Raw genomic sequence first — 21,230 nt, forward strand, 5'->3', positions numbered from 1 at the left:
CGCCGCCGCAGAGTCCCATGAAGTTCTCACTCGATGGACTGAAGAACGCGAACTGGAAACAGCTCGCGGCGGATCACGCGGAGAAGGCCGGGCTGGTCGTCGCGGCGTTGCTCGCGGCCGTCCTGCTGTACTCCGGCGTCTCGAAGGGGCGGTACACGGAGAAATCTCCCAACGAGGTGATGCAGAAACTTGACGAACAGCAGCGGGCCCTGCGGGTCAGCTCCTGGACGCCGGAGCAGCGCCAGGCCGACCTGCCCGAGTTTGACGTGCGGGCCGAGGTCGAACGCGTTAAGGAGACGATGAACCCCGGCGAAACGGCGTGGCCGGCCTCCCTCCTCGGCCCGATGCACCGACTCCAGGAGAAGGGAAGCGAACCGACCTGGCTGCCTGTGGAGTCCGTCCTCGCCGAGTACCTCGCCCTGCCGGTCCGCCTGGCGCCGGAGGACGCGCTCCTCGATGCGGCGTCCGGCGAGCCCGGGGCGGACGAGGACGAGGAGTCGAACGAGTTTGATCTCAATCTGGGCGCCGGCGGCGCCCCCGCCGGCTTCGGCGGGTTCGATTTCGGGGGATCGTCGGAATTCAGCGGAGGAGAAATGGGCCGTGGGAGAGGGATGTTCGGCAGCGACGAATCGTCGCCGGATTCCAGCGAAGGAGACTTCGATCGCGGGAGAGGGGTCTTCGGCAGCGAAGAGGGCGGCATGCCGTTCGGCGAAGAGGGCGAGTACGGCAACCCCGCGACGATCAACGCCCGCGGTAAAGGCGTGAAGATGGCGGCGATCCGCGGCGTCTTCCCCTTTCGCCGTCAGGTCCAGGAGATGGCCCGCTCCATGAACGTGCCCATCGCCGACGCCAAGGCCCGGCTGGAGTTCCTCGATCTGCAGGTCGAACGCCAGCGGATCTCCTCCGGCGCCAACCCCTACAGCGAGGACTGGCATCCCGTCGACCGCGACGCCGCCCTCGAACTGCTGGGCGAAGACCTCTACGCCTCCTCCGGGCGGCCGATCGAAGTGGTCTCCCCGGCGCTGACCGACCCCTCGCTGACGATGCCGCTGTTCACCCCGGCCTACGGCACGTGGGACAACCGGCCGGCGTCCCACCCGCGGCTGAAGGAGTTCGACCTCATCAAAGAGGACCCGGCGCTGCGGCAGAAGATTGAGGAACGGCTCCGCGAGGAGGCCGTCGTGCAGCAAGAGGTGCAGGCCGCGGTCGGCCCGCAGAAGAACCGGTTCCTGCCGGAGCAGAACCGCGGCTTCGACCGTGGCGCCGCCATGCGGGCGATCGTCGATCGCGGCCCGGCCGAGGGCGAGGCCAAGGACCCGGTGCGGGCGGCATTGGAGAAGATGAGCGCCGCCGACGTCCTGCTCCTCACCCGGTTCTTCGACATCGCCGTCGAGCCGGGGCAGGCCTACCGCTACCGGATGCGGGTGCAGCTCGCGAATCCGAACTTCGGCCTCGGCGCCGCGGACGTCTCCGACCCCTCCGCCCTGGAAGGCGAAACCCGCTGGACCCCCTGGAGCGAGCCCAGCGGCGTCGTGTCGATCCCGCCGGACGAACTGTCCTACCTCACCGCGATTTACCCCAAGCCGAACGACAGTCTGCCGGAGGCCCGCCTCGAAGTGACGGAGTATTCCCGCGAGTACGGCACGCTGGTCTCCAAGGACACCCGCGTGGACGCCGGCGACCTGCTGGTGTTTGAGGAACGCAACACCTACACGCTGGACCCCTTCAAGCAGGAAAAGAACGAACGGGCGACCTACCCGTTCGTCACCGAACACGTCGTCATCGGCGTGGACGCCCTGCCGGAGGGGGCCGCCGCGTTCCACCCGGACCTGAACCTCGGCAACCGCAGCCTGCCGCCGGGTCGCGTGCTGTTGATGTTGGACACCGGTTCCGTCCGCGAGATCGACGCCGGTCTGGAACTTCAGCGGCAGGCCGTGGCGAAGAGCGTGAAGGCGGAACGCGACGGCCTCGGCCCGCAGATGACCGACGTGAACGCCCCCAAACCGGACCCGAGCGGCGAGTTCGGCGAAGGCTTCAGCGAAGAATTCTTTGGGCGGGGCGGCCGCGGCGGCAGCAGCGGTCCCTAAACCCGACCCGCCGGGGAGCGGCCTCCGGCCGATCGGCCGCACGGCCGTTCGCCGGGTCGGGTTTCGGGCGGATTCGGGTAAGCTCCCGCCCCGAATCTCGTTCCCGCGCGTCGCCCCATGATCATCACCCTCGACGGCCCGGCCGGGTCCGGCAAAAGCAGCGTCGCCCGCCGGTTGGCCGACGAATTGGGGTTCCGGTTCCTCAACACCGGGGCGATGTACCGGGCGGTCGGACTGCTGTGCGAGCGGGCCGGCACGGACCTCGGCGACGCGGACGCCTGCGGCCGCACGGCGGCGGCGGCCCGGCTGGCGCAGGACGGGGACCGGCTGTCCGTCGACGGCGAGGACTGGACCGAACTGGTCCGCACCCCCGCCGCCGGCGCCGCCGCCAGCGCCGTGGCGGTGCATCCCCCCGTGCGGGCGGCGCTGGTCGCCCTGCAGCGGGCGGTCGGCGAGGCGGGCGACACCGTTACCGAGGGCCGCGATCAGGGCACCGTCGTGTTCCCGGATGCGGCCCTCAAGGTCTTCCTCACCGCGGACGCCGAGGCCCGGGCGGAGCGGCGTCGGTTGGAACTGCTTGCCGCCGGCCGGGACGTGCCCCTCGCCGAGGTGCTGGCGGAGGTGACCGGCCGGGACGATAAGGACGAACGCCGGGCCGCCGCCCCGCTGAAGCCGGCCGCGGACGCCGTCCGCTACGACACGACCGGCAAACCGCTGGAGGCGGTCGTGGCGGATCTGGTCGCCCTGGCCCGCGAGCGCGGTGCCTGATCCCCCCGTGCTCCCGCACTGCCCGTGAAGACGGTCCGAAGGTCGCCATGAATCGCCGCCAGTTCGCCCGCCGCTCGGCCGGGATCGCCGCGTTGCTCGCCGCGCCCGGTTTCGCCGCGACGGGCCGCGGCGCCGCCCAGGACCCGCTCGCCCGGGGTTCGGAGGTCCGCGACCCCTTCGCCCCGGAGCCCGTGACCGGCGCGATCCTCCTGCCGGCCAGCCCCGCCGCCGCCTTCCGTCGCCCCGCAGATGGCTGGGAGGAAGCGGTCGACCCGGACGAAGCGGCGGCGGACGCGTCCGCCGCGGACGCCGAACGTCCCGCACTTCCGCCTCCCGACGAACTCCCGCCGGGGGCTCGGCCGCCGTTCGACTGGCCGGCGTTCGCCGCGTTCCCCGCCGGGCCGCGGGTCCCCGGGTGGGGCACGACGACGCTGCGGTTCCCCCCGCTGCCGGAGGGCCGCCGGACCGTCGACGTCGTCGCGGTCCGGTTCGCCGTCGCCTTCGCCCCCCCGGCCGCCGGCGCCGTCGGCGTGCATTCGCCGGTGACGGGGACGCTGCGGGGCTCCGTCGACGTCAGCTTCGCCCCGCCGCTGGGGTTGTTCTCCGTACCGCTCTCCTCGGTCGGCGGGGAGGCCGCCCTCCGCGAGGGCCTGGCCCTGCGGGTCGTCGGCCCCCCGGCGACGGTGTGGGTGCTGGGGGCCGAGGACGAGAACAGCGAACCCGGCGCGGGCGAGGGCGACGCGGCCGCCGTCGGGGCCTCCGGCCTGCCGCTGGAGTTGCGCCCGCATCTGCTCATCCTTGGGGCGGACGATGAGTGGACGGAGTTCTTCCGCCGGCTCGATTCCGCGGCCACCGTGCAGCCGTTCGGGTGGCGGGAGGCCGCCGTGATGGACGGGCTACTGGACCTTGCCGAGCTCCCGGAGCGGGCGGCGCTGCGGGACGCGGCCCGCCGGCACTGGGCGCTGTTCACGAACGCCGGCCCGGGCACCGCCGCCGTGCCGACGGCCGGCCCCCCGACGCTGCGTTCGGTCTCCCTCGCCGAGGGCCGCGACGCCGCCCCCTTCGCCTCGCTGACCCGACTCGACCCCGATCACCCGCTGCTGGACGCCCTCCGCGACCGCTGGATCGCCCGCCGATCGCCCGACGGCACCGTCCCCGACGAGGGCGACGAAGTCACCGCCGCGGGCGCCCTCAGCGTCGCCCTCCCCATGGCGACGCTGGCCCGGGCGCGCGGGGACGAGGCGATGTTGGAGGCCGCCCTGCTGCAACTCCGCCTCCGCCTCACCGCCTCCATCGACGAGGAGGAGACCGGCGAGGAACCAGCCGACACAGAACCGAACCGGGAGGACGCAGAGCCGGGCGTCGAGGGGCCGCCGCTGCCGCCGGGCGCCCCCGCGGCCCGGCGGGAACGGCTGGCGATGCTCCGCCTGCTGGGCACGGCCCGCACGCTAGCCGTGGCGGGCAAGCGGGAGGATACGGGCGACCTGCTCGCGGAGTTCCGCCGCCTGGCCGACGCGGCGCTGCCCCAGACTGAACCGCCCGCCGGAGACTCCGCCGAACGGCCCGCCGACGGCCTGCTCGCGCCGAACCTGACGAACGCCGTCGGCGTGGCGGCCGCGTGGGCGATCGGCGTGCGGCAGGGGTGGCTGGACCGCGAGCACGCCGCCGCGGCGGACGCCGTGCGGGAGGCGTTGACGGCCCGCCTCACCCCGGACGGCTTCCTGTTCGAACCCCCGCCGCCCGGCGGCCCGGCCGGCGTGGCGCTCGATCCGACCGCAATGGGCTTCGCCGCCCAACTCATCGCCGCCCGGCAGCCGATCGCCGCCCCGGCGCCGATCCCGGCCACCGCCCCGGCGCCGCTGCCGCTGCGGTGACGGGCGTTCGCCCCTCGACCCGCCCGCCTGTGAGCCCGAAGCGCAAGTGAGGCTGGACGGCTCCGAGCCTCGCTTGCGCTTCGGGCTCACAGGCGCCGCAACACATCACCGCCGAACGCCCTATCGGCAGACGACGGCCGGGCGGACGGTCAGCGGGGAGGTCACGGCGGCGCGGAGGCCGCCGTCGGCGGTGACGGTCAGTTCCGGCCGGGCGGAACCGGGATCGACGGCCCGGGCGATGAAGGAGGCCGTGCGGACCTCGCCCGGTTCCATCTCGCCCAGCAGGCATTGCACGACCTTGCCGCGGGGGTGCCGCAGGCGTTCGGGCACCGGGCAGGCGATGGTCACCGCCTCCGCCGGGCCGGAGCCCTCGTTCGTCACCGTGACGGTCAGCCGGACGTCTTCCCCGGCCCGCACGCCGCGGGGACCGGCCAGCACGACCCGCAACCGCGGCGCCGCAGCGGGCTCCTCGGTCGGGGTGGGTTCCGGCGGCGGTTCGGTCTCGAGCGCCGGGGCCTCGTCTTCCTCATCCAATTCGGGGCGGAGGATCTGGGCGGGCCGAACCGCCGGGTCCGGCAGCGGCTGCGGTTCCCAGGCCGGTTCCTCGAAGGGCTCCGGCTCCGCGGCGAGGGGTTCGTCGAGCGGTTCCTCCTCGAACGGTTCCTCCAGCGGGAGGTCGGTCGGTTCGTCGGGGAAATCGTCGAAGTCGTTCACGATCGGCGGGTCCGAGGGCCAATCGGTCTGCCAGCGGTTGACGGGCTCCGCGGGCGGCGGCGGCTCCGGCGTCGCCATGACCACGGTCGTCCCGGCGACGGCCCAGCGGCCGGTCACGCGGGCGTCGGTGGTGAAGGCGATCTCCTCGCCGTTCCCCTCGGCGTTCGCTCCGGGCAGCGGGTGCACGGTGACCGACAGTTGCCGCACCGCTCCCGGCGGCAGCGAGGCGAGGTCCCAGGTCAGAATCCCGCCGCCGGCGCCCGCCCCGGCCGCCAGCGCCTGTGCAGCGCCGTCGCCGGGGAGGAAGGAGGCGGGGGGCACGGCGTTCGTGACCCGCACGCCAGGGCCGACGGCTTCTTCCAGCACGGCGGTCGCGGGGGCGTCGCCCTCGTTCTTCACCCATAAATCGTAGGTGTAGGGGGCGCCGAGCGTCGCCGCCCCGTACGCCGTCCGGGTCACCGTCAGCCCGGCGCCCGCCGCGGCGGGCACGCCGTCGGCCGGCAGGTCGAGGTCGGTCTGCGCTTCCTCGTCCGGAAAGGCCGCGGCGCCGCCGTTATCGTCGAACGAGGCGCCCCCCGCGGGGGCGTCGTCGTCGGGAGCCAGGCCAAAATCGTCCGGGAAGTCCGGATCGAAGGAGGGGTCGTTCAGCCTGTTTTCGACGGACGGGGCGGCCTCTTCCCACGAGTCGACAGGCGAGTCGGGGGGCACGCCGACGTACTCCGGCGGCAGGGCGGGGGCGGCCGGTTCGCTGCGGCGGCGTTCCTCGTCCCATCCGCCGGGATCGGCCGGCAGCGGGGTGCGCACCGGGGCGGCGACGGCCTCGGCGGGGGCGTCGTCGTCGGGCGGTTCGTAACCGGGCAGATCGTCGCCGAAGTCCGGCTCGGCCCGCCGCAGGTCGATCGTCAGCGCCGGCAGCGGGCGGACGTACGACTCCGGGGCCGGTTCCAGGGCGTCCATCCCGCCTTCTTCCGCGAACGGATTGGGCAGATCGCCGAACATATCGGCGTCGCTCTCCAACGTCGGGTCGGAGTTGCCGCGGGCGATCAGCGTGGGATCGTCGGTCGCCGGCGGGTCGCCGGGCTCCGAGCCCCACAGGTCATCTTCAAACAGTTCGTCGGCGGGGGCGTTGAAGTCCGCCCGGTCCGGTTCGAGGGCCGCGTCCGGCACGGCGGGGGCGCCCGCTTTGGTGGATTTCGGGGCAAGGGCCGCGACCGCGTTCACCTCCGCGTTGGCCGGTGCGCCCTGCAAAAACAGCAGGCTGGTCAGTGCCAGACCGCACATCCCGGTGCCGCAGGCGAACCACCAGCCGCGGTCGTCATGGCGGCCGGTCGGGTGGAACAGGCGGTCGAACCGCGTCGCCTGGGCCTGCGTCCAGGCCAGTCCGCGGCCGGTGCGATCGCCCACGGCGGCCAGTTCCGCGGAGAACTCCTCCTTCGCCCCGGCGACCGCCGCCCCGGCGCCGGCGGCGGCAAGGGCTAGGGCGTTCCGCCAGTCGTTGCGGAACTCCCGCGTCCACGTCCGCACCGCCGGCCAGCGCCAGATTGGGTTGAGGTCCGCGCAGGTGGGCACCGTGAAGGCGACGTGCGGACTGAGGACCTCCGCGGCGCTGAACGGAATCCGCGTCGGCCGGCTGCGCAGGTCGCGGAACGTCAGCGTGACGGCCCGGGTCGTGCGGTAGTCGACGTGGCTGGCCCACATCCCCACCAGCCGGGGAAAGTCCACCAGCCAGAGCAGCGCCGGCTTGGAGTCCGTCGCCGCGTTCGGTCCCACGGTGTGGTACCGATGGCCGTACGCCGTGAGGTTCTGCCGCAGTTGGCGACGGAACCGGCGGTAGCCCCGCAGCGTCCAGGCGACCGGCCCGTCCCGCCGCACTTCCCGCGGCGTGCGGAGCGAATACCCCCGGCGGGCGTCGGCCGTTTCCGCAGCGACCGCGACGGTGTTGCGTTGCCGCGGCGTCGGCGGGGCCGCGACCGGCCGAACCCGGCTCGGGGCGGGACCGTCGTCGTCGTCCGCGTCCTGCTCGAACACCGCTGCGGAGAGCGCCGGGTTCGGTCGGGAGGCGCCCAGCCCCCGGCGGGCCGGATTCAGTCCGCGCCCGGCGTCCGCCGGCTCCTCGTCGTCCCCGTCGCCCTCGGCCTCGGCCTCCGCGGCCCAATCGCGGTCGGACCAATCCTGTTCGTCGTCCTGCTCGGCGGCCGCGTCGTCGGTCCGACGATCACGGTCCCGGCGGGGGCGGTCGTCCCCGGTCTCCTCACGGCGGGCCTGAATCAGGGCGTCGCGGCGGCGTTCGTACTCGGCGAGGGCGTCCGCGAGCGTCCCGTCGTCGGCCGGTTCGGCCGGCGAAGCGGAGCGGGCGTCGCGATCGGTTTGGGAGCGGGGGGCGCGGGCTTCGTACTCCGCCCACGGGTCCCGCTCGCCGTGCGACGGGGCGGGGGCGGGGGCGGGCTCCCGATCGTCGCGGGAGGGGTCCGATGCGTTCCGAAAAACGTCCTGCGGGCGGTCGGACCCGCCGGAGTGGCGGCGACGGCGGCGGCGGTCGGACACGGGCGGTCGTCCTTGACCGAGGGAAAAATCGCGTCGTCGAGACGACGCGGCGGGGGCGGAACGCGGGCAACTCCTTCGCTCACGAACCGTCTGCTTACCATATCCCCCCGACCCGCGGAAGGGGCAGCCCCCCAGCGCCGCAATCCGCCCCGACGCCCCACGCCGGGGCCGTGAACGACGTAGGAGGGGGGAACGCCGTTGTGCAGGGCGGCCGCCCCGCGGGCCGCACGTCGCCGGGCGGGGGACGATCGGTCGTGACCCTCCGCGGCCGGCGATCTACACTGCGACTCGCCCTCCTCGCCCCGGTTCCCCGGACGAACTCCCATGCCCGCCCGCTCGCCCGTCGCGGTCGCCCCCCGGTTGCTGTCCGCCCTCGCCCTCGTGCTGGGCGGCCTCGCCCTGAGCGCCCCGCCGGCGCTCGGGCAGAGCCTCAGCGAGGTGTTCGACCTGCCGACCGCCAAGCAGGAACGCCTGGCGATCTCGGCCGGGTTCGTCGACGCCGACGGCGCCCCCCTCGCCGAGGCCCCCGCCGCCGGCGAGACCGTCACGCTGGCGGTCACCGCCCGCATCCCGGAGGGCTTCTATCTGCTCAGCCAGACCAGCCCGGCCGGCATGCCGGCCAAGTTCCGGCTCTCGGAGACGGTCGGCCTCGAACCGGCGGGCGACGGCTTCACGCCGGATCACGAACCGAAAAGCGCCTTGGACCCGGCCTACGGCGGGCTGGTCGAAAAGTTCACGGCGGAAGTCACCTGGACCCGGCCGTTCAAAATCACCGGCGACGCCGAGGGCGGCACGCTCCGTGTCGCGGGCGAACTGCGGGGCTCCTATTGCAGCGCCGGCGTGGGCGGCGCCTGCATCCTGCTGGGCAAGGGGGACGCGGCGTTCAGCGCCGAGTTGGCCGCCGCTGAGACGGGCGACGGGCAGATGGCGACCGGCGAAGACCAACCGGCCGAGCCTGCAGCCGAACTCGCCGGCGAGAAAACCGACGCCGCGGACGTCACCGCCAACGACACGCGGGTGCCCGAGGAGACGTTCGCGTTCGCCGTCAACCCGCAGGTCCGCGGTAAGGACGGGCCGGTCTCGCTGAACGCCTTCCTGCCGGCCGGAGCCGAGGTCGGAGAGACGGTCGAACTGACCGTCATTCTCACGATCGACGAGGAGTACCACGTCTACGCCCTGCGGGAGCCGGGCACCGCCGCGTTGCCGACGACCCTGGAAGTCGCCGCCGTCGGGCTGGAACCGCGGGGGAACGTGACGGCGTCACAGCCGGCGGAGGCCGTGTCGCACTCCGGCGTCGTCCTGCGGGAGCACCACGGCACGGTGACCTTCACCCAGCCGTTCGGAGTGACGGCCGAGAACTACGGCCTGCTCGCCTCCGTCCGCTATCAGGCCTGCACGGATCAAACCTGCCTGCAGCCGGCGACGGCCACGCTGCCCCTCGGCGCCGCCCCCGGCGACGACGCGGAGGCCGTGACGCTCACCCCCCCGCCGCTCACCCCGGCCGACCGTGCGGCGCTCGCCGCGTTGACTGGCGAGCCGGCGACCGGCGACGCGGTCGCGGGCGGCCCGGCGACGGGCGATGCGGCCGCCGAGCCGTTGGCGGATTCGTTCGTCCTGGAAAAGAGCTGGATCGAGGAGACCGGCCTGTGGGCGGCGCTGCCGATCGCGTTTTTGGGCGGCCTGATTCTGAATTTCATGCCCTGCGTGCTGCCGGTGATCGCGCTGAAGGCCATGAGCTTTGCCAAACAGGCGGGCCAGAGCCGGTCGCGGGTATTGGCGCTGAACCTCTGGTATTCCGCGGGCGTGCTGAGCGTGTTTCTGGTGTTCGCCGCGCTGACGCTGGGGCTGGGCGCCTTTATGAACATCGAATCGTTCGGCTGGGGCGATCAGGTGAACTCCAACCCCGGCAAGGTCATCGCGCTGACGCTGGTGTTCGCTCTGGGGCTGTCGATGTTGGGCCTTTACGAGATTCCGGTGCCCGGCCTGGTGGGTAGCGCCGCCGGGGCGACCGGACATCAGGAAGGCGCCCTCGGGGCCGTCCTGGGCGGGATGTTCACCACCCTGCTGGCGACGCCCTGCACCGGGCCGTTCATCGGCGCGGCGGGCGGTTTCGCGGTGGCGTTGGCGGAGTCCAACCCCCTCGGCAGCGTGGCGATGTGGCTGGCGATGGGCCTCGGCTTCGCCAGCCCCTACCTGCTGATCGCCGCGATTCCCAGCGCGACCCGGCTCCTGCCCCGGCCGGGCGACTGGATGGTGCGGTTTAAGGAATTCGGCGGCCTGCTGCTGCTCGGCACGGCGCTGTATCTGTTGCGGGGCGTGCGGCCGTTGGAGCTGTGGATGCCGATCCTCGTCGGCCTGCTGGGCCTGACGATGGGCCTGTGGATCGTCGGCCGGATGATCCGGCACAACGACTCCTTTAATCGCAAATACGGCATGCGGATTGTCGCCGCGGGGGTGACGGCGGCGGTCGTTGCGCTGGCCGTCTGGATCGCCCCGGAAGGCGGTTTGAACGCGACCGTCGTGGCGGAGCAGGAGGAAGGGTGGGAAGAGTTCGACGTGGAGCGCCTGAACGAACTGCGGGCCTCCGGCCGGACCGTGCTGGTCGACTTCCGTAGCACGATCTGCCCGAACTGCGACATTAACGAGGCGACCGCGATCGACACCGTCGCCGCCCACGAGGCCTACCGGGAACTGGACATCGTCCCGATGAAGGGCTGGATCGACCTCTCGGACGAGGCTTACGAGTGGATGAACCGCCTCGGCGGCATCGGCGTGCCGCACCTGGCCGTCTTCCCCGGCGACCGGCCGAACGACCCGGCGGTCTATAACGGCGTCATCACGCAGGGGGCGTTCTTGAGGATGCTGGAGGAAGCGGCCGGCAAGGAATTGCCGACCGAAACGGTCCGCACCGCCGCCGCGGGGACGCGGTAAGCGCCGCCCCGCCGTGCTTTTGCTTGGACGGTAAGGGAACGTGCCGTTCCTTGTGAGCCCGAAGCGCAAGCGAGGTAGGGCGACGTCTCCCCTCGCTTGCGCTTCGGGCTCACTTAAGTATTCGCACCGTGGAAGAATCCGCTAGCGGTCCAGTTTTCGCACCGACACACGCCGGATCAGGTACTTGTTGTAGACGTCGCCGTCGGACTCCAGGATGAAGTTGAAGCCCCAGTAATTCACGAACTGCGGGTCGTCGATCCGCCAGGTTTTCGTGTGCCACTGCTGATTGTCCGGCACCGTGTACCAGCCGCCGGCGGTTTTAAAACCCTCGGGGGACTCGTAGACGAGTTTGAAGCCGGAATTGACGTTCTCCGGGTTGCGCCGCACCTCGACGGTAATTTCGATCGGCGTCGGGTCGTAGGAGAGAAAGTGCGGGTCGACGATGAAGACGTTCCCGCCCGGCACGTTGCCGGCGCGGGCGGAGCCGCCGTAGGTCACGACCGCCTCGGCCAGCCCGGCGGCGGAGCGGGTGTGCAGGCCGCGTTCGACCGCCTCCTCGCCAAACTCGAGGAACACTTCGTTCGCGGCGGCGTACTCCGCCGGCGATCCGGCGTCGTTCCCGCCCCAGGGGAACGCCTCGTCGCGGTTTAATTTCGCCTGTTCGATCAGGGCTTCCGGCACGTCCAGCACGAGGACAGGGGCCGTGGTGAGCGCCAGCGAGCGCTGTGGCGTGACGTGGCCGGTCAGCGGATCGACGACCGGCGCCTCCCGGCCGAAGTCGTATTCGTCCTGCACGCCGGCGTCGCCCCACGCGGCGAGGACTGGGCCGTCGGCGCCCTTGAACAGGAAGGCGTGGTGCCGGTCGTTCAATAACACCCAGCCGAGCGGTCGGGGGAGCTGGCCCAGATGCTCAATCAGCGTGGCGAGGGCCGTATAGGCCGGGCGGGCGATGCCGTTGCGGTCCAGCAGACCCATTGGCCCGCTGTCGCCGTCGCGGCCCTCGAACCACTGGACGCACTCCACGCCGGAGGCGATCCCCATCACGTACGCCTTGACCAACGCGTGGGCCTGCACGTCCGCCCCCTTGTTCTCCGCGTTGACGCCAAGCTCCGTATAAATGATCGGCACGTCGACCTTCGCCGGATTGCGGGCGGCGAGCATCCTCCGCACGACGGGGACGACGTTCATGAAGACCGCCTCCGTGCCGGCGTTCTCGGCGACGCCGTCCAACGCCTCGTAGGGGTGCAGCACGATAAAGTCGAAATGATCCTTCGCTCCCGCGAGGATCGTCTGCTCCAGATAATTGACGTGGGCGGACTTCGCCGCCAGGCCGATCTGGGCGTCCGGGTCGACGGCTTTCACGGCGTCGTAGGCGGCGACGACCAGTTTCGCGTAGTCCGCGGGCGTCTGATCCTTCCCCGTGAAGTTGGGCGGTTCGTTCCAGACCTCGTACCGCCGCACGTGGCCTTTCAGATGGGTCGCTAATCGCGTGACGTAGTTCGACCAGCCCTCGACGTTGTTGGACGGCAGGTGTCCCGGCAGGTCGGCTTCGTTCCAGCGGGGATTGCCGATCAGCAGGGCGCCGTATTGAAAGCCGCGCCGCTCCAGATAGTCGATCTGGGCGTCCAGCGTCTCCCAATGCCAGACGCCCGGCTCCGGCTCCACGGACCCCCAGTTCGTATTGGGCGTGCGATAGACAGCGAGGTCGATCGCCGCCATCTGCGGCATCCAGCGGGCAAGGTCGTTCGCCGACCGGCCGTTGATATGACAGGCCCCGATGCCGAACGGGCTCCATTCTGCCCCGGCGGCGCCCCCGGCACCGTTCGCGGGCGGGGCCGCGGCGGCGGACGGGCCGTCGATTAGGCCGACGGCGGCGAGGAGCAACGCCGCAACGAAACCCGCGGGACGGCGGCGGGGCATGGGGATCTCCGAAGCTGGGCGGGGCGGGGACGAATCAGGACCCGTCACCCTATCCGCCCGCCCGCCGTGTTGCCCGGCCCGCGTTATTCGGCCGGAGCCTTCTCCGCCGGGGCGTCGGGCCACAGGCGGCCGCTGAGGCGATCGCAGTGCTGCACGAGGGCCCGCAATTCCGGCGTGTCGGGGGAGTCGCTTTGGTAGAAGGCGACGCCGGGCATCGCGGGATAGCGGTCTTTGATCTCTTCGGCCCGCTCCGTGAGCTGCTCCGGGGAGAGCCGCTGGCCGTGGATGTGCGGCTCGTCGGTGATGTGGCCGAAACTGAAAATCGTCTTGTCCAGCGTGTTCGCCTCCGCGGCGGCGTCGCAGCGCCGCAGGCAGGTCGTCCAGGCGAGATAGGCCCCCGGCCCGAACCGCTCCGGCGTGTGGGTGTAGCCTTCCACGATCGCCAGATCGACGGTGCCGTCTTTAATCAATTCAATCAGCGGCGGGCGGAGGTCGGTATACCACACGCAGAGGAACAGGTTCGGGTCGGCCTCTTTGGCGGCCCGGAGACCGTCGGTCAGATATTGTTCCACCCCGGGCCGCTGGGGCGGAACCCATTCGTCGATCGCCACGCCGGGACCGACGAATTGTTCGCCGAGGTGCGAGGAGGTGCGGGCGGGCGGGGCGAGTTCCGTCGTCCAATACTCGGGACTTTCCGCATATGGGTTCTGCGTGCCGTACACCCAACGCAGGCCGGAGCGGCCGGTCAATTCGCACAGCGCCGGGTCGATCCAGCCGCTGGCGTCGATCGTCATGTGCCGATACAGGCTCATGTCGCGATGAAATTGACGGGGCTGAAACCAAACCCGATACGGCGGCTGCGGCCGTTTGGCGGTCGGCGCCGCCGCGGCCCGGGCCGTGCCCGCGCCGGCGAACGCCAGGGCGCCGGCGGAGAGGCCCAGCAAATTCCGGCGGTTCATCATCGGCGACGGTTCCATCAAGGATTCAAGTCTTCATCAGAGGGAGAACGGCGGGCGACGCCGTCCGCTGGTACGGCGCACGGTCGATCCCGACGATACCAGAATGCGGGGGGCGGTTCAGGCGCCGAAGCGACAGTTCGGCAGGACGAAACCGCGGCGGGCGAGCGCGGCGAGGATCGGCTCCCAAAACCCCGGGCAGGGCGGCTGGTCGCGACGCAGCCCGGCGCCGAGGCTTTCGGCCTGACGACGGAGGCGGCGGGCGGCCCTCTCGTCCGCGCCGGCGAGATACAGCCAGCCCTCGACGCGGGCGCAGCCCAACTGTTCGAACCGCGCCTCAAAGCCCCGGTACGGCGCGATCAGGAGCGTGCCGGGCCGCACCTGCTCGACGATCCGACGTTCTAAAACATAGAGCTTCTCGTCGTCGCGCATCGGGCGGTAGAAATAGACCGCGTCGAACCGGCGATAGTCCGGAAACTCGAGGGCGTCGCCGTGGATCAATTGAACGTCGGCGTTCTCCACGGCGCAGACGTTCGGCCGGGTGCGGCGCACGCCGCCGTCGAGCAGGCGGCGGCCGGCGGCGGCGTAGCGGGGGTCGATTTCAATCCCCGTCACCCGGTCGAAGAACGGGACGGCCGCGAGCAGCTTGAGTCCGCACCCGCAGCCGACGTCCAGAAACGCGATCGGTCCGCCGCCGGTTCGGACCAGCGCCGCCCGGCGGGCGGCCTGGACGAGGGCGACGAATTCGCTGTGCGGGAGCGGGATGTCGGCGAAGCAGCCGTGCTCGGCGCCGGCGGGGTCCTGCTCCGCGGTGAGGCGGTCCTGCAGGGCGGCGATCAGGTCGTCGGTCGACCAGGTCTGACGGGCCCGCAGGCTGTCCGACGCCGGCGGGCGGGGCAGGAGTCGCCGTCGTCGGCCGGCGGCTTGAGCCTTCACGAGACCTTGCACCGCCGGCCACTCAATTCCCGCCCTCCGAAGTTCTTCAAAGCGGCCGCGTGCCTCCCGGGAGAGCGTCGGATCGGCGGCGAAGACGGGTAACTCACCGCGAAACCGGTTCACCAAACCGAGGACGGCGTGGCAGGCCGCGTCGATGCGGGGGTTCGTCGCGCTCCGCGGCCGCTCGAGTTCCGCATTGAGCAGTTCCCGCTGTCGCGTGAGCTCCTCAAAACGCCGCTGAATGCGCTCCGCCGTCCCGGGATCGGCCGCGGCGGCGTCGGGAGAGGGCATCGGCCGGACCGGGGGCGGGAGCGGGCGCCGAGAAAGGCTATCCGTCCGCCGCGTTCTTGAATACGAACGGCGGCCTCAGCGGCAGAGTCTTAACGAGCCGCGTCCTTCTCCGGTTCCGCGATGCAATACAGAGCGTCCGCGGAGCGGAGGTACAGTCGGCCGTCGACGGCGGCGGGGCTGGCCCAGAACAGGCCGGGAGTCTCGTTGCGGACGAGCACTGTCACGTCGTCCGCGGAGGCCGCCGAGTCGACGACGTGCATCGTGCCGGTTTCATCCAATGCGTACACCCGCCCGCCGGAGACCAGCGGCGAGGCCCAGAAGGGGGCGGAGGCCGCCATCCGCACCCGGGTCCGCTGTTCGCCGGTGGCGAAGTCGAGCAAGTGGACGATCCCGCCGCGGCGTTCGAACAGGAAGATTGTGCCGTCGGCGACCGCCGGGGAGGCCATCTGCAGGCCGGCGCGCTCCTCCGCCCATTTCACGCCGTCCGCGGGGGATTCGACGGAGCCGAGGTCGCCGCGGGCGTCGGCCTGAATCGCGGCGAGGTAGCCGCCGCCGTCGTCGGAGCCGCCGCGGTCGCGGAACTCCGTGCCGATCAGCAGCACGTCGCCGTAGGGGGCCGGAGTCGCGGAGCTGCGGCCCTTCGCCATGTCCAGGCTCCACAGTTCCTCGCCGTTCGCCGGGTCGTAGCCGCGGGCGACCTGCCCCCCGGCGACGAGCTGAGCCTGACCCTCGTGTTCCCACACGACCGGCGAGCCGTAGGAGGAGGGTTCGTCCCGCGGGATCCGCCACAGTTCCTCGCCGGTGGCGGCGTCGAGGGCCCGCAGATCGGAGGCGTCCTCGGTGTCGGTTTGCAGGAACAGCCGACCGTCGTGCAGCGCCGGGGAGGAGGCGCTGCCCCAGCCGGCCCGCATTTCCCGGGGCTCCAGTTCCTTCGCCCAGACCGGTTCGCCGTCGAGGGTGAAGGCGTAGAGCCCGGTGAGGCCGAACAGGGCGGAGACGCGGTCGCCGTCGGCGACGGGCGTTTCGGTGGCGTAGGTGTTCGTGCGGTGCCGGGGCAGCGGCGGCGGGCCGGTGCGGGCGACGCGGGTCCAGAGCGTCTCGCCGGTGCGGGCGTCGAGGCAGCGGACCTCGTAGCGATAGGCGCCGTCGGTCGGGCCGTTGTAGGAGTCGTCCCCGCGTTCCTGGCCCGGCGGCGGGACGTCGTCCGCCCCGACGGGCACGGCGGCGGTGAGGAACAGGCGGTCGCCGACGATCGCCGGCTGGCTCCAGCCCTCGCCGGGCACGTCCACCCGCCGACGGACGTTCTCGCCGGTTTCGCCGTTCCAGGTCGTCGGCAGGGCCGGGCACGACGCCGTTGGCGAGCGGCCCGCGGAACTGCGGCCAGTCCGCCGCGGTCGCCGGTCGATCGCCGCTCCCCGCCCACGCGGCGAGCAGGAGCGCGGAAAGCCACAGCGGGGAGCGAATCATCGGCGGCGGGCGGGGCGAGGGGCGGGGGAGCGTATCGCCCTCCCCCCGAATGCGTAGGGGCGGACCGGGGGGTCAGCGGTCGTCCGCGAGGCTGCGGGCGAGGGCGGCCGTCGCCCAGGCGGCGCCCCAGTAGGAGGCGGTTTCAGTGACGCGACCCCGGCTCTTCTCCTTCGTGCCGCGGACCGGCCAGGCGCCGTCGGGGCGTTGGGCGTCGACGAGGAACCGCCGGGCGGCGAGCGCCGCGGGGTCGTCCGGGGCCACGCCGCTTTCCAGCAGGGCGTACAGGGCGAGGCCGGTGCCGAGGGCGTCGCTCTCCTCCGACTGCAACCAGCCCCAGCCGCCGTCGGGACGCTGGCGGGCGCGCAGGTCGGCGATCAGACGGTCCTGCACGGTCGGTTCGTTCCGCTCCGCGGCGAGCAGCAGGCGGGCGGCGGGAACCTCCACGCTGTCGGCCGCCCCCGCGGCGTCGACGAAGGCGGCGGCCCGCCCGACGGCGGGGTCGGCGGCGTCCTCGCCGTGCAGGGCGAGGGCCATCCAGAGGGCGGAGGCGACGTCCGTTTCCGCCTTCGGCCGCTTCTGCATCGGGAGTTGCCCGCCCGCGTCCCAGCCGCCGTCCTCCCGTTGCCCGTCCCGCAGCAGGGCGACCAGCGCCGCCCGCTCGGCGGGGTCCGGCACGGCGCCGGGGGCCAGCAACAGTTGGGCGACGCCCTCCCGGTTCGCGGCCCCGGCGGGCGCGTCGTCGTCCCCGGCGGGCGCACCGTCGTCGGTCTCGGCGGGCGCGTCGTCGTCAGTTTTGGCGAGCGTCGACGCCACGGCCCAGGCGGCTCGCTCCTCGAACCGTCCGTCCCCCGCCGCCCCGATCCCGGCCGCGGCGCCCAGCGCCCACAGTTGATTGCCCACGCGGTGGCATGAGACGCAGTTCTTCTCCTCGACCCAGCGGTCCCCCGCCGTTTGCAAGTACGGCGTCGCCCGCTCGACGGCCGCCCGGGTCGCGGCGTCGTCGTTCGGGAGAGCGGCGGACAGAGCCAGCAGGGCGGCGAACACGGGGAGCCTCGCGGCGAAGGGGGAGCGACGCCGCAGTATAGCCGACCCCGCGCCCGTCCGGCGCCGGCCCCGCTGGTACGGCTCGGCCTCGGTGGGAACGATGGGAGCCGCTCGCCCGTCCCACTACGGTTCTCCCATGCTTCGTTCGCCTCTCCCGACGCTCGTATTGCTCTCGGCCCTGCTGGCGGGGGCGACCCCCGCCGCGGCCGACGGCCCGGTCGTTCCCCCCGCCGGCTGGACGCAGGGCCGCGTGCTGACGGAGGACGGCGCCCGGCTGAACTACTGGCGAACCGGCGGCGACAAGCCGCCGCTGCTCCTGCTGCACGGCTTTTCCGACGACGGCCTGTGCTGGACGGAGGTCGCCGCCAAGTTGGAAGCCGACTACGACGTCATCATGACCGACGCCCGCGGCCACGGCCTCTCCGACCCGCCGGCGGCGGGCGATCAAATGGCCGCCCAGGTGCGGGATATCGGGACGGTGATCGCGGCGCTGGAATTAAAGAACCCGATCGTGATGGGGCACTCCATGGGCAGCGCCTCCGCGGCGACGTTCGCGGCCGCCTCGCCGGAGGCGCCGCGGGCCGTCGTGCTGGTCGATCCCCGCCTGACCCCCTGGCCGCAGCGCGACGGCGAGGGGAACGACGACCCCGACCGCGAACGCCGGGCGATGCGGCAGATCCTCGACCGCAATAATACCTCCTACGAGGACCTGCTCGCGACGTGTCAGCGTCAGGACCCGGGCTGGTCGCGGACGGAGAGCGAATACTGGGCCCGCTCCAAGCAGCTCTATCACCCGCACCTGGCCCGACGCAGCAAGGGCGAGCGGCAGTCGATGGGCGAATTGTTTTCGAAGATCACCGCCCCCACGCTGATCCTCAAAGCCGACGCCTCCGCCGAGGAACAGACGGAGAATCAACAGATCGCCGACGGATTAAAGAACGGCAAACTGGTTCATGTCCCCGACGCCGGCCACAGCGTGCACCGGGACGAACTGGGGCGGTTCCTGCAGGAACTCGACGGGTTCCTCGACGGGCTGGAATAGCGGCCGAGGCGGCCCCGCCGGCGGCGCTCAGGCGTCGTCGGCGTCGCCGTTGGTCGCGAGGCCGCTCAGCGGGCCGCTGCCGCGTTTGCGGGCGACGATCGCGTAATAATGCAGCGGCGTGCCCTCCATCGACAGCCGGTGCTGGTAGCGTTCGAGGTGATGCACGTCGAGCCGCCCGGAGGCGATCAGCCGGCGGACGCACCGCGAAAACCCGGAGCGGTCCGAATTGTCCAGGAACGTCTCCTTGATGTTAAACGCCGCCCAGCCGTCCGGCTTGACGAAGTCCAGCGCCCGCAGGAAGGCCTCCGGCGGGATGTCCCCGAAGCCCAGCGCCGCCACGGTCGTCAGGCAGTCGATCGACCAAGCGTCGATCCGGTCGGCCTCCTCCTGCGGCAGGTCCGTGAAGTCGGCGACGAAATAATCGTCGTACAGCCCCGGCCGGTCGCGGTAGCAGGCCTCCCGGGCCTCGGGGATAATATCCGCCCCGATGAGCCGGGCCACGCCGGAAGTTTTGAGCACGTCGCCCATCATGCCGTTGCCGGCGCCGAGGTCCAGCACCCGCAGTTCGGTCACGTTCCGCCCCACGGCCGTGAGCGTTTGCCGGAGCAGGTCGCCCACTTTTTCGGGGGAGCAGCACCGCAGCCGGTCGTAGAAGACCTGCTCGTACAGGCCCGGCCGGCGATAAATCTCGTCGTAGTCGTGAAAGCGGAGCCGCACCGGCCGATCGCCCTCGACGACTTCGAAGCGGACCTCGTCCTGGGCGAGATCGTCGGCGCTGGCGGAAGGAAAACGAACGTGATGGCGTTGGGGCATAACGTCGGTCGGCGCCGGGGACCCGCGGTCGCCGAATAAAAATGAAGTTGGAAACAGGGCGGACCCCGACCGTAACGACCCCGGCCCGCCTCCCCAACCCGACGCCTCACCCGGCCTCCCGCGGGGCCTGGCCCGGCATGGCCAGGACCCAATCCGCCCCGCGGGGCCGCGTCGCCGCGTCAGTCCCCCTCCGGGGAGTTGTTGTACCTTTCCTCCTCAGCGTTCATCGCGGCTTCTTCTTCCTCCGAGATGTCCGAAAGGGTGGATTGGAATGTTTCCGTCTGCTCAGAACAGCCGATCAGCGGCGCCGCGCAGCAGGCGGCGAGGACAAAGACCCCGGTGAACACGGCCCGGTGAACGGCTCGGAACGGGGCGGAGGAGACGACGGGCATCGGTCGGGTCTTTTCTGGGGAAAATGGTACGGACGGCGGCGTGAAGTCGGCGCGAACGCGCGGTCCGTGCGGGAGCGGCCGGGTCCCTAGGGATTTCTCCGGCGGCGCTGGCACGGAAAAAGCCTTGAGTAACCAAACCATCCACTTTAGGTTAGCGATCAGTCGCTTCCGATGCGACCTCCCGGGGACTCTCCAAAGGCCTTTCGGTCAATCCTCCCCGGCGTTCGCTTTGGCGAACGTTTTTGTCCCGCTTCTCCTTCTCAGACCCGACCGCACGTCATGACGTCCTCCACACCGAGGCTCCGGAAGTCGACCCGGGCCGGCTTCACGCTGATCGAACTCCTGGTGGTGATCGCGATCATTGCGATCCTAGTTTCCCTGTTGCTGCCGGCCGTGCAGCAGGCGCGCGAGGCCGCCCGCCGCAGCCAGTGCCAGAACAATCTGAAACAGCTCGGCCTGGCCGCCCACAATTATCACAGTACCTACAAGGTGTTCCCGCTCAGTTACGGCGGGCCGTCCGCCGCCAGCGAGCGACTGAGCATGTTCGTCGGCCTGCTGCCGTACCTGGATCAGACCTCCCTGTACAACCAGATCACCAACCCGCTGACGACTTACAAGGCCGACGGCTCCGTCAATCGCGAGTGGCCCGCCTACGGCAGCGCCCCGTGGGACCAGAACTATCCCCCGTGGCGCGTCCAGCCGGCGTCTTTCCTCTGCCCCTCCGACGGCGCCCGCGTGATCGACGAAGCCGACACCAACTACGCGATCAACTGGGGCGACAACGCCAGCGGCGCCGGCGACCCCGATGCGGACGAGGCCCGCGGCGCCGCGATCCACGGGGACTCCTTCGGCTTCCGCGACTTCCGCGACGGGACGGTCTCGACGCTGCTGTTCGGCGAAGTCTGCCGCAACGACGGCTCGGACGCCTACCAGACGAACTGGGCCCTGGGCCTCTCCGGGCTGAATCACGGCGCCCGCGGATACGACACCATCCCTGAGGAGTGCATCGAGGCGGTCGCCGACCCTCAAAACCCGGGGTACTACAACACGTCCGTCACCTTGGGCGGAAGCGGCGGCAACGGCCGATACCGCGGCGACCGCTGGATGGACGCCTGCATGACGGCCACGCAGTTCATCACCGTCATCCAGCCGAACGGCCCGTCCTGCTCCGCCCTGACCGGCAACAGCGAGAACGGCCTGATGACCGCCGGCAGCTGGCACACCGGCGGGATTCAGGTCGTGATGGTGGACGGCTCGGTGAACTTCATCAGCGACACCATCGACAACGGCGACCTCGGCCGCGCCCACGTCACGCGGGGTAAGAGCCCCTACGGCGTCTGGGGCGGCCTCGGCACCCGGGCCGGCGGCGAGGTGAGCGACGAGTACTGAGTTCATCAAAGGATTCCCCCGAATCCGACGCATCGAAAACGCGTCCCCCGCGGGGCGGCCGG

14 protein-coding genes are annotated in these 21,230 nt (G+C 71.6%); 6 read left to right on the top strand and 8 right to left on the bottom strand.

The genetic code is table 11. The annotated features are described in order from the left end of the window. The first annotated feature begins 17 nt into the window (after positions 1 to 17). From CA12_RS12605 to CA12_RS12615, 3 genes are all read left to right on the top strand, one after another. Positions 18 to 2,087, top strand: coding sequence for a hypothetical protein (locus CA12_RS12605; RefSeq protein ID WP_145359268.1), 2,070 nt, complete (start codon positions 18 to 20; stop codon positions 2,085 to 2,087). A gap of 117 nt (positions 2,088 to 2,204) precedes the next feature. Next, the gene (gene cmk / locus CA12_RS12610) at positions 2,205 to 2,855 is read left to right on the top strand and encodes a (d)CMP kinase (RefSeq protein WP_145359269.1); all 651 of its coding nucleotides are present in this window, start codon (positions 2,205 to 2,207) and stop codon (positions 2,853 to 2,855) included. A gap of 47 nt (positions 2,856 to 2,902) precedes the next feature. After that, entirely contained in the window at positions 2,903 to 4,729 is a 1,827-nt protein-coding gene (locus CA12_RS12615; RefSeq protein WP_145359270.1) for a hypothetical protein, read from the top strand. A 120-nt stretch (positions 4,730 to 4,849) separates the two neighbouring features. On the opposite strand, the gene CA12_RS12620 is transcribed toward CA12_RS12615, so the two are convergent. After that, positions 4,850 to 7,987, bottom strand: coding sequence for a hypothetical protein (locus CA12_RS12620; RefSeq protein ID WP_145359271.1), 3,138 nt, complete (start codon positions 7,985 to 7,987; stop codon positions 4,850 to 4,852). A gap of 324 nt (positions 7,988 to 8,311) precedes the next feature. Between CA12_RS12620 and CA12_RS12625 the strand changes: the two genes are divergently transcribed. After that, positions 8,312 to 10,918: a protein-disulfide reductase DsbD family protein gene (locus tag CA12_RS12625; RefSeq protein WP_145359272.1), complete on the top strand. Its 2,607-nt coding sequence runs from the start codon at positions 8,312 to 8,314 to the stop codon at positions 10,916 to 10,918. A 141-nt stretch (positions 10,919 to 11,059) separates the two neighbouring features. On the opposite strand, the gene CA12_RS12630 is transcribed toward CA12_RS12625, so the two are convergent. From CA12_RS12630 to CA12_RS12650, 5 genes are all read right to left on the bottom strand, one after another. Beyond that, positions 11,060 to 12,838 carry a GH39 family glycosyl hydrolase gene (locus tag CA12_RS12630; protein ID WP_145359273.1) on the bottom strand — a complete coding sequence of 593 codons (1,779 nt, stop codon included), beginning with the start codon at positions 12,836 to 12,838 and terminating at the stop codon, positions 11,060 to 11,062. An 83-nt stretch (positions 12,839 to 12,921) separates the two neighbouring features. Further along, the gene (locus tag CA12_RS12635; protein WP_145359274.1) at positions 12,922 to 13,815 is read right to left on the bottom strand and encodes a hypothetical protein; all 894 of its coding nucleotides are present in this window, start codon (positions 13,813 to 13,815) and stop codon (positions 12,922 to 12,924) included. A gap of 99 nt (positions 13,816 to 13,914) precedes the next feature. Continuing rightward, positions 13,915 to 15,021 carry a class I SAM-dependent methyltransferase gene (locus tag CA12_RS12640; protein WP_145359275.1) on the bottom strand — a complete coding sequence of 369 codons (1,107 nt, stop codon included), beginning with the start codon at positions 15,019 to 15,021 and terminating at the stop codon, positions 13,915 to 13,917. 89 nt (positions 15,022 to 15,110) lie between these two features. Next, positions 15,111 to 16,310 carry an outer membrane protein assembly factor BamB family protein gene (locus CA12_RS12645; RefSeq protein WP_165700724.1) on the bottom strand — a complete coding sequence of 400 codons (1,200 nt, stop codon included), beginning with the start codon at positions 16,308 to 16,310 and terminating at the stop codon, positions 15,111 to 15,113. Between the two features lie 250 nt (positions 16,311 to 16,560). Then, entirely contained in the window at positions 16,561 to 17,532 is a 972-nt protein-coding gene (locus CA12_RS12650; RefSeq protein WP_145359277.1) for a prenyltransferase/squalene oxidase repeat-containing protein, read from the bottom strand. 136 nt (positions 17,533 to 17,668) lie between these two features. On the opposite strand from CA12_RS12650, the gene CA12_RS12655 reads away from it, so the two are divergent. Next, positions 17,669 to 18,574, top strand: coding sequence for an alpha/beta fold hydrolase (locus CA12_RS12655; RefSeq protein ID WP_165700725.1), 906 nt, complete (start codon positions 17,669 to 17,671; stop codon positions 18,572 to 18,574). 27 nt (positions 18,575 to 18,601) lie between these two features. On the opposite strand, the gene CA12_RS12660 is transcribed toward CA12_RS12655, so the two are convergent. Continuing rightward, the gene (locus CA12_RS12660) at positions 18,602 to 19,387 is read right to left on the bottom strand and encodes a class I SAM-dependent DNA methyltransferase (protein ID WP_145359279.1); all 786 of its coding nucleotides are present in this window, start codon (positions 19,385 to 19,387) and stop codon (positions 18,602 to 18,604) included. A gap of 179 nt (positions 19,388 to 19,566) precedes the next feature. Next, positions 19,567 to 19,779, bottom strand: a complete 213-nt coding sequence (locus CA12_RS12665) for a hypothetical protein (protein ID WP_145359280.1) — start codon at positions 19,777 to 19,779, stop codon at positions 19,567 to 19,569. Positions 19,780 to 20,058: 279 nt separating this feature from the next. Here CA12_RS12665 and CA12_RS12670 point away from each other — a divergent pair, with 279 nt between their 5' ends. Continuing rightward, entirely contained in the window at positions 20,059 to 21,168 is a 1,110-nt protein-coding gene (locus tag CA12_RS12670; protein WP_165700726.1) for a DUF1559 family PulG-like putative transporter, read from the top strand. Positions 21,169 to 21,230 lie beyond the last annotated feature (62 nt).

Source organism: Alienimonas californiensis, from assembly GCF_007743815.1.
Lineage (GTDB): Bacteria > Planctomycetota > Planctomycetia > Planctomycetales > Planctomycetaceae > Alienimonas > Alienimonas californiensis.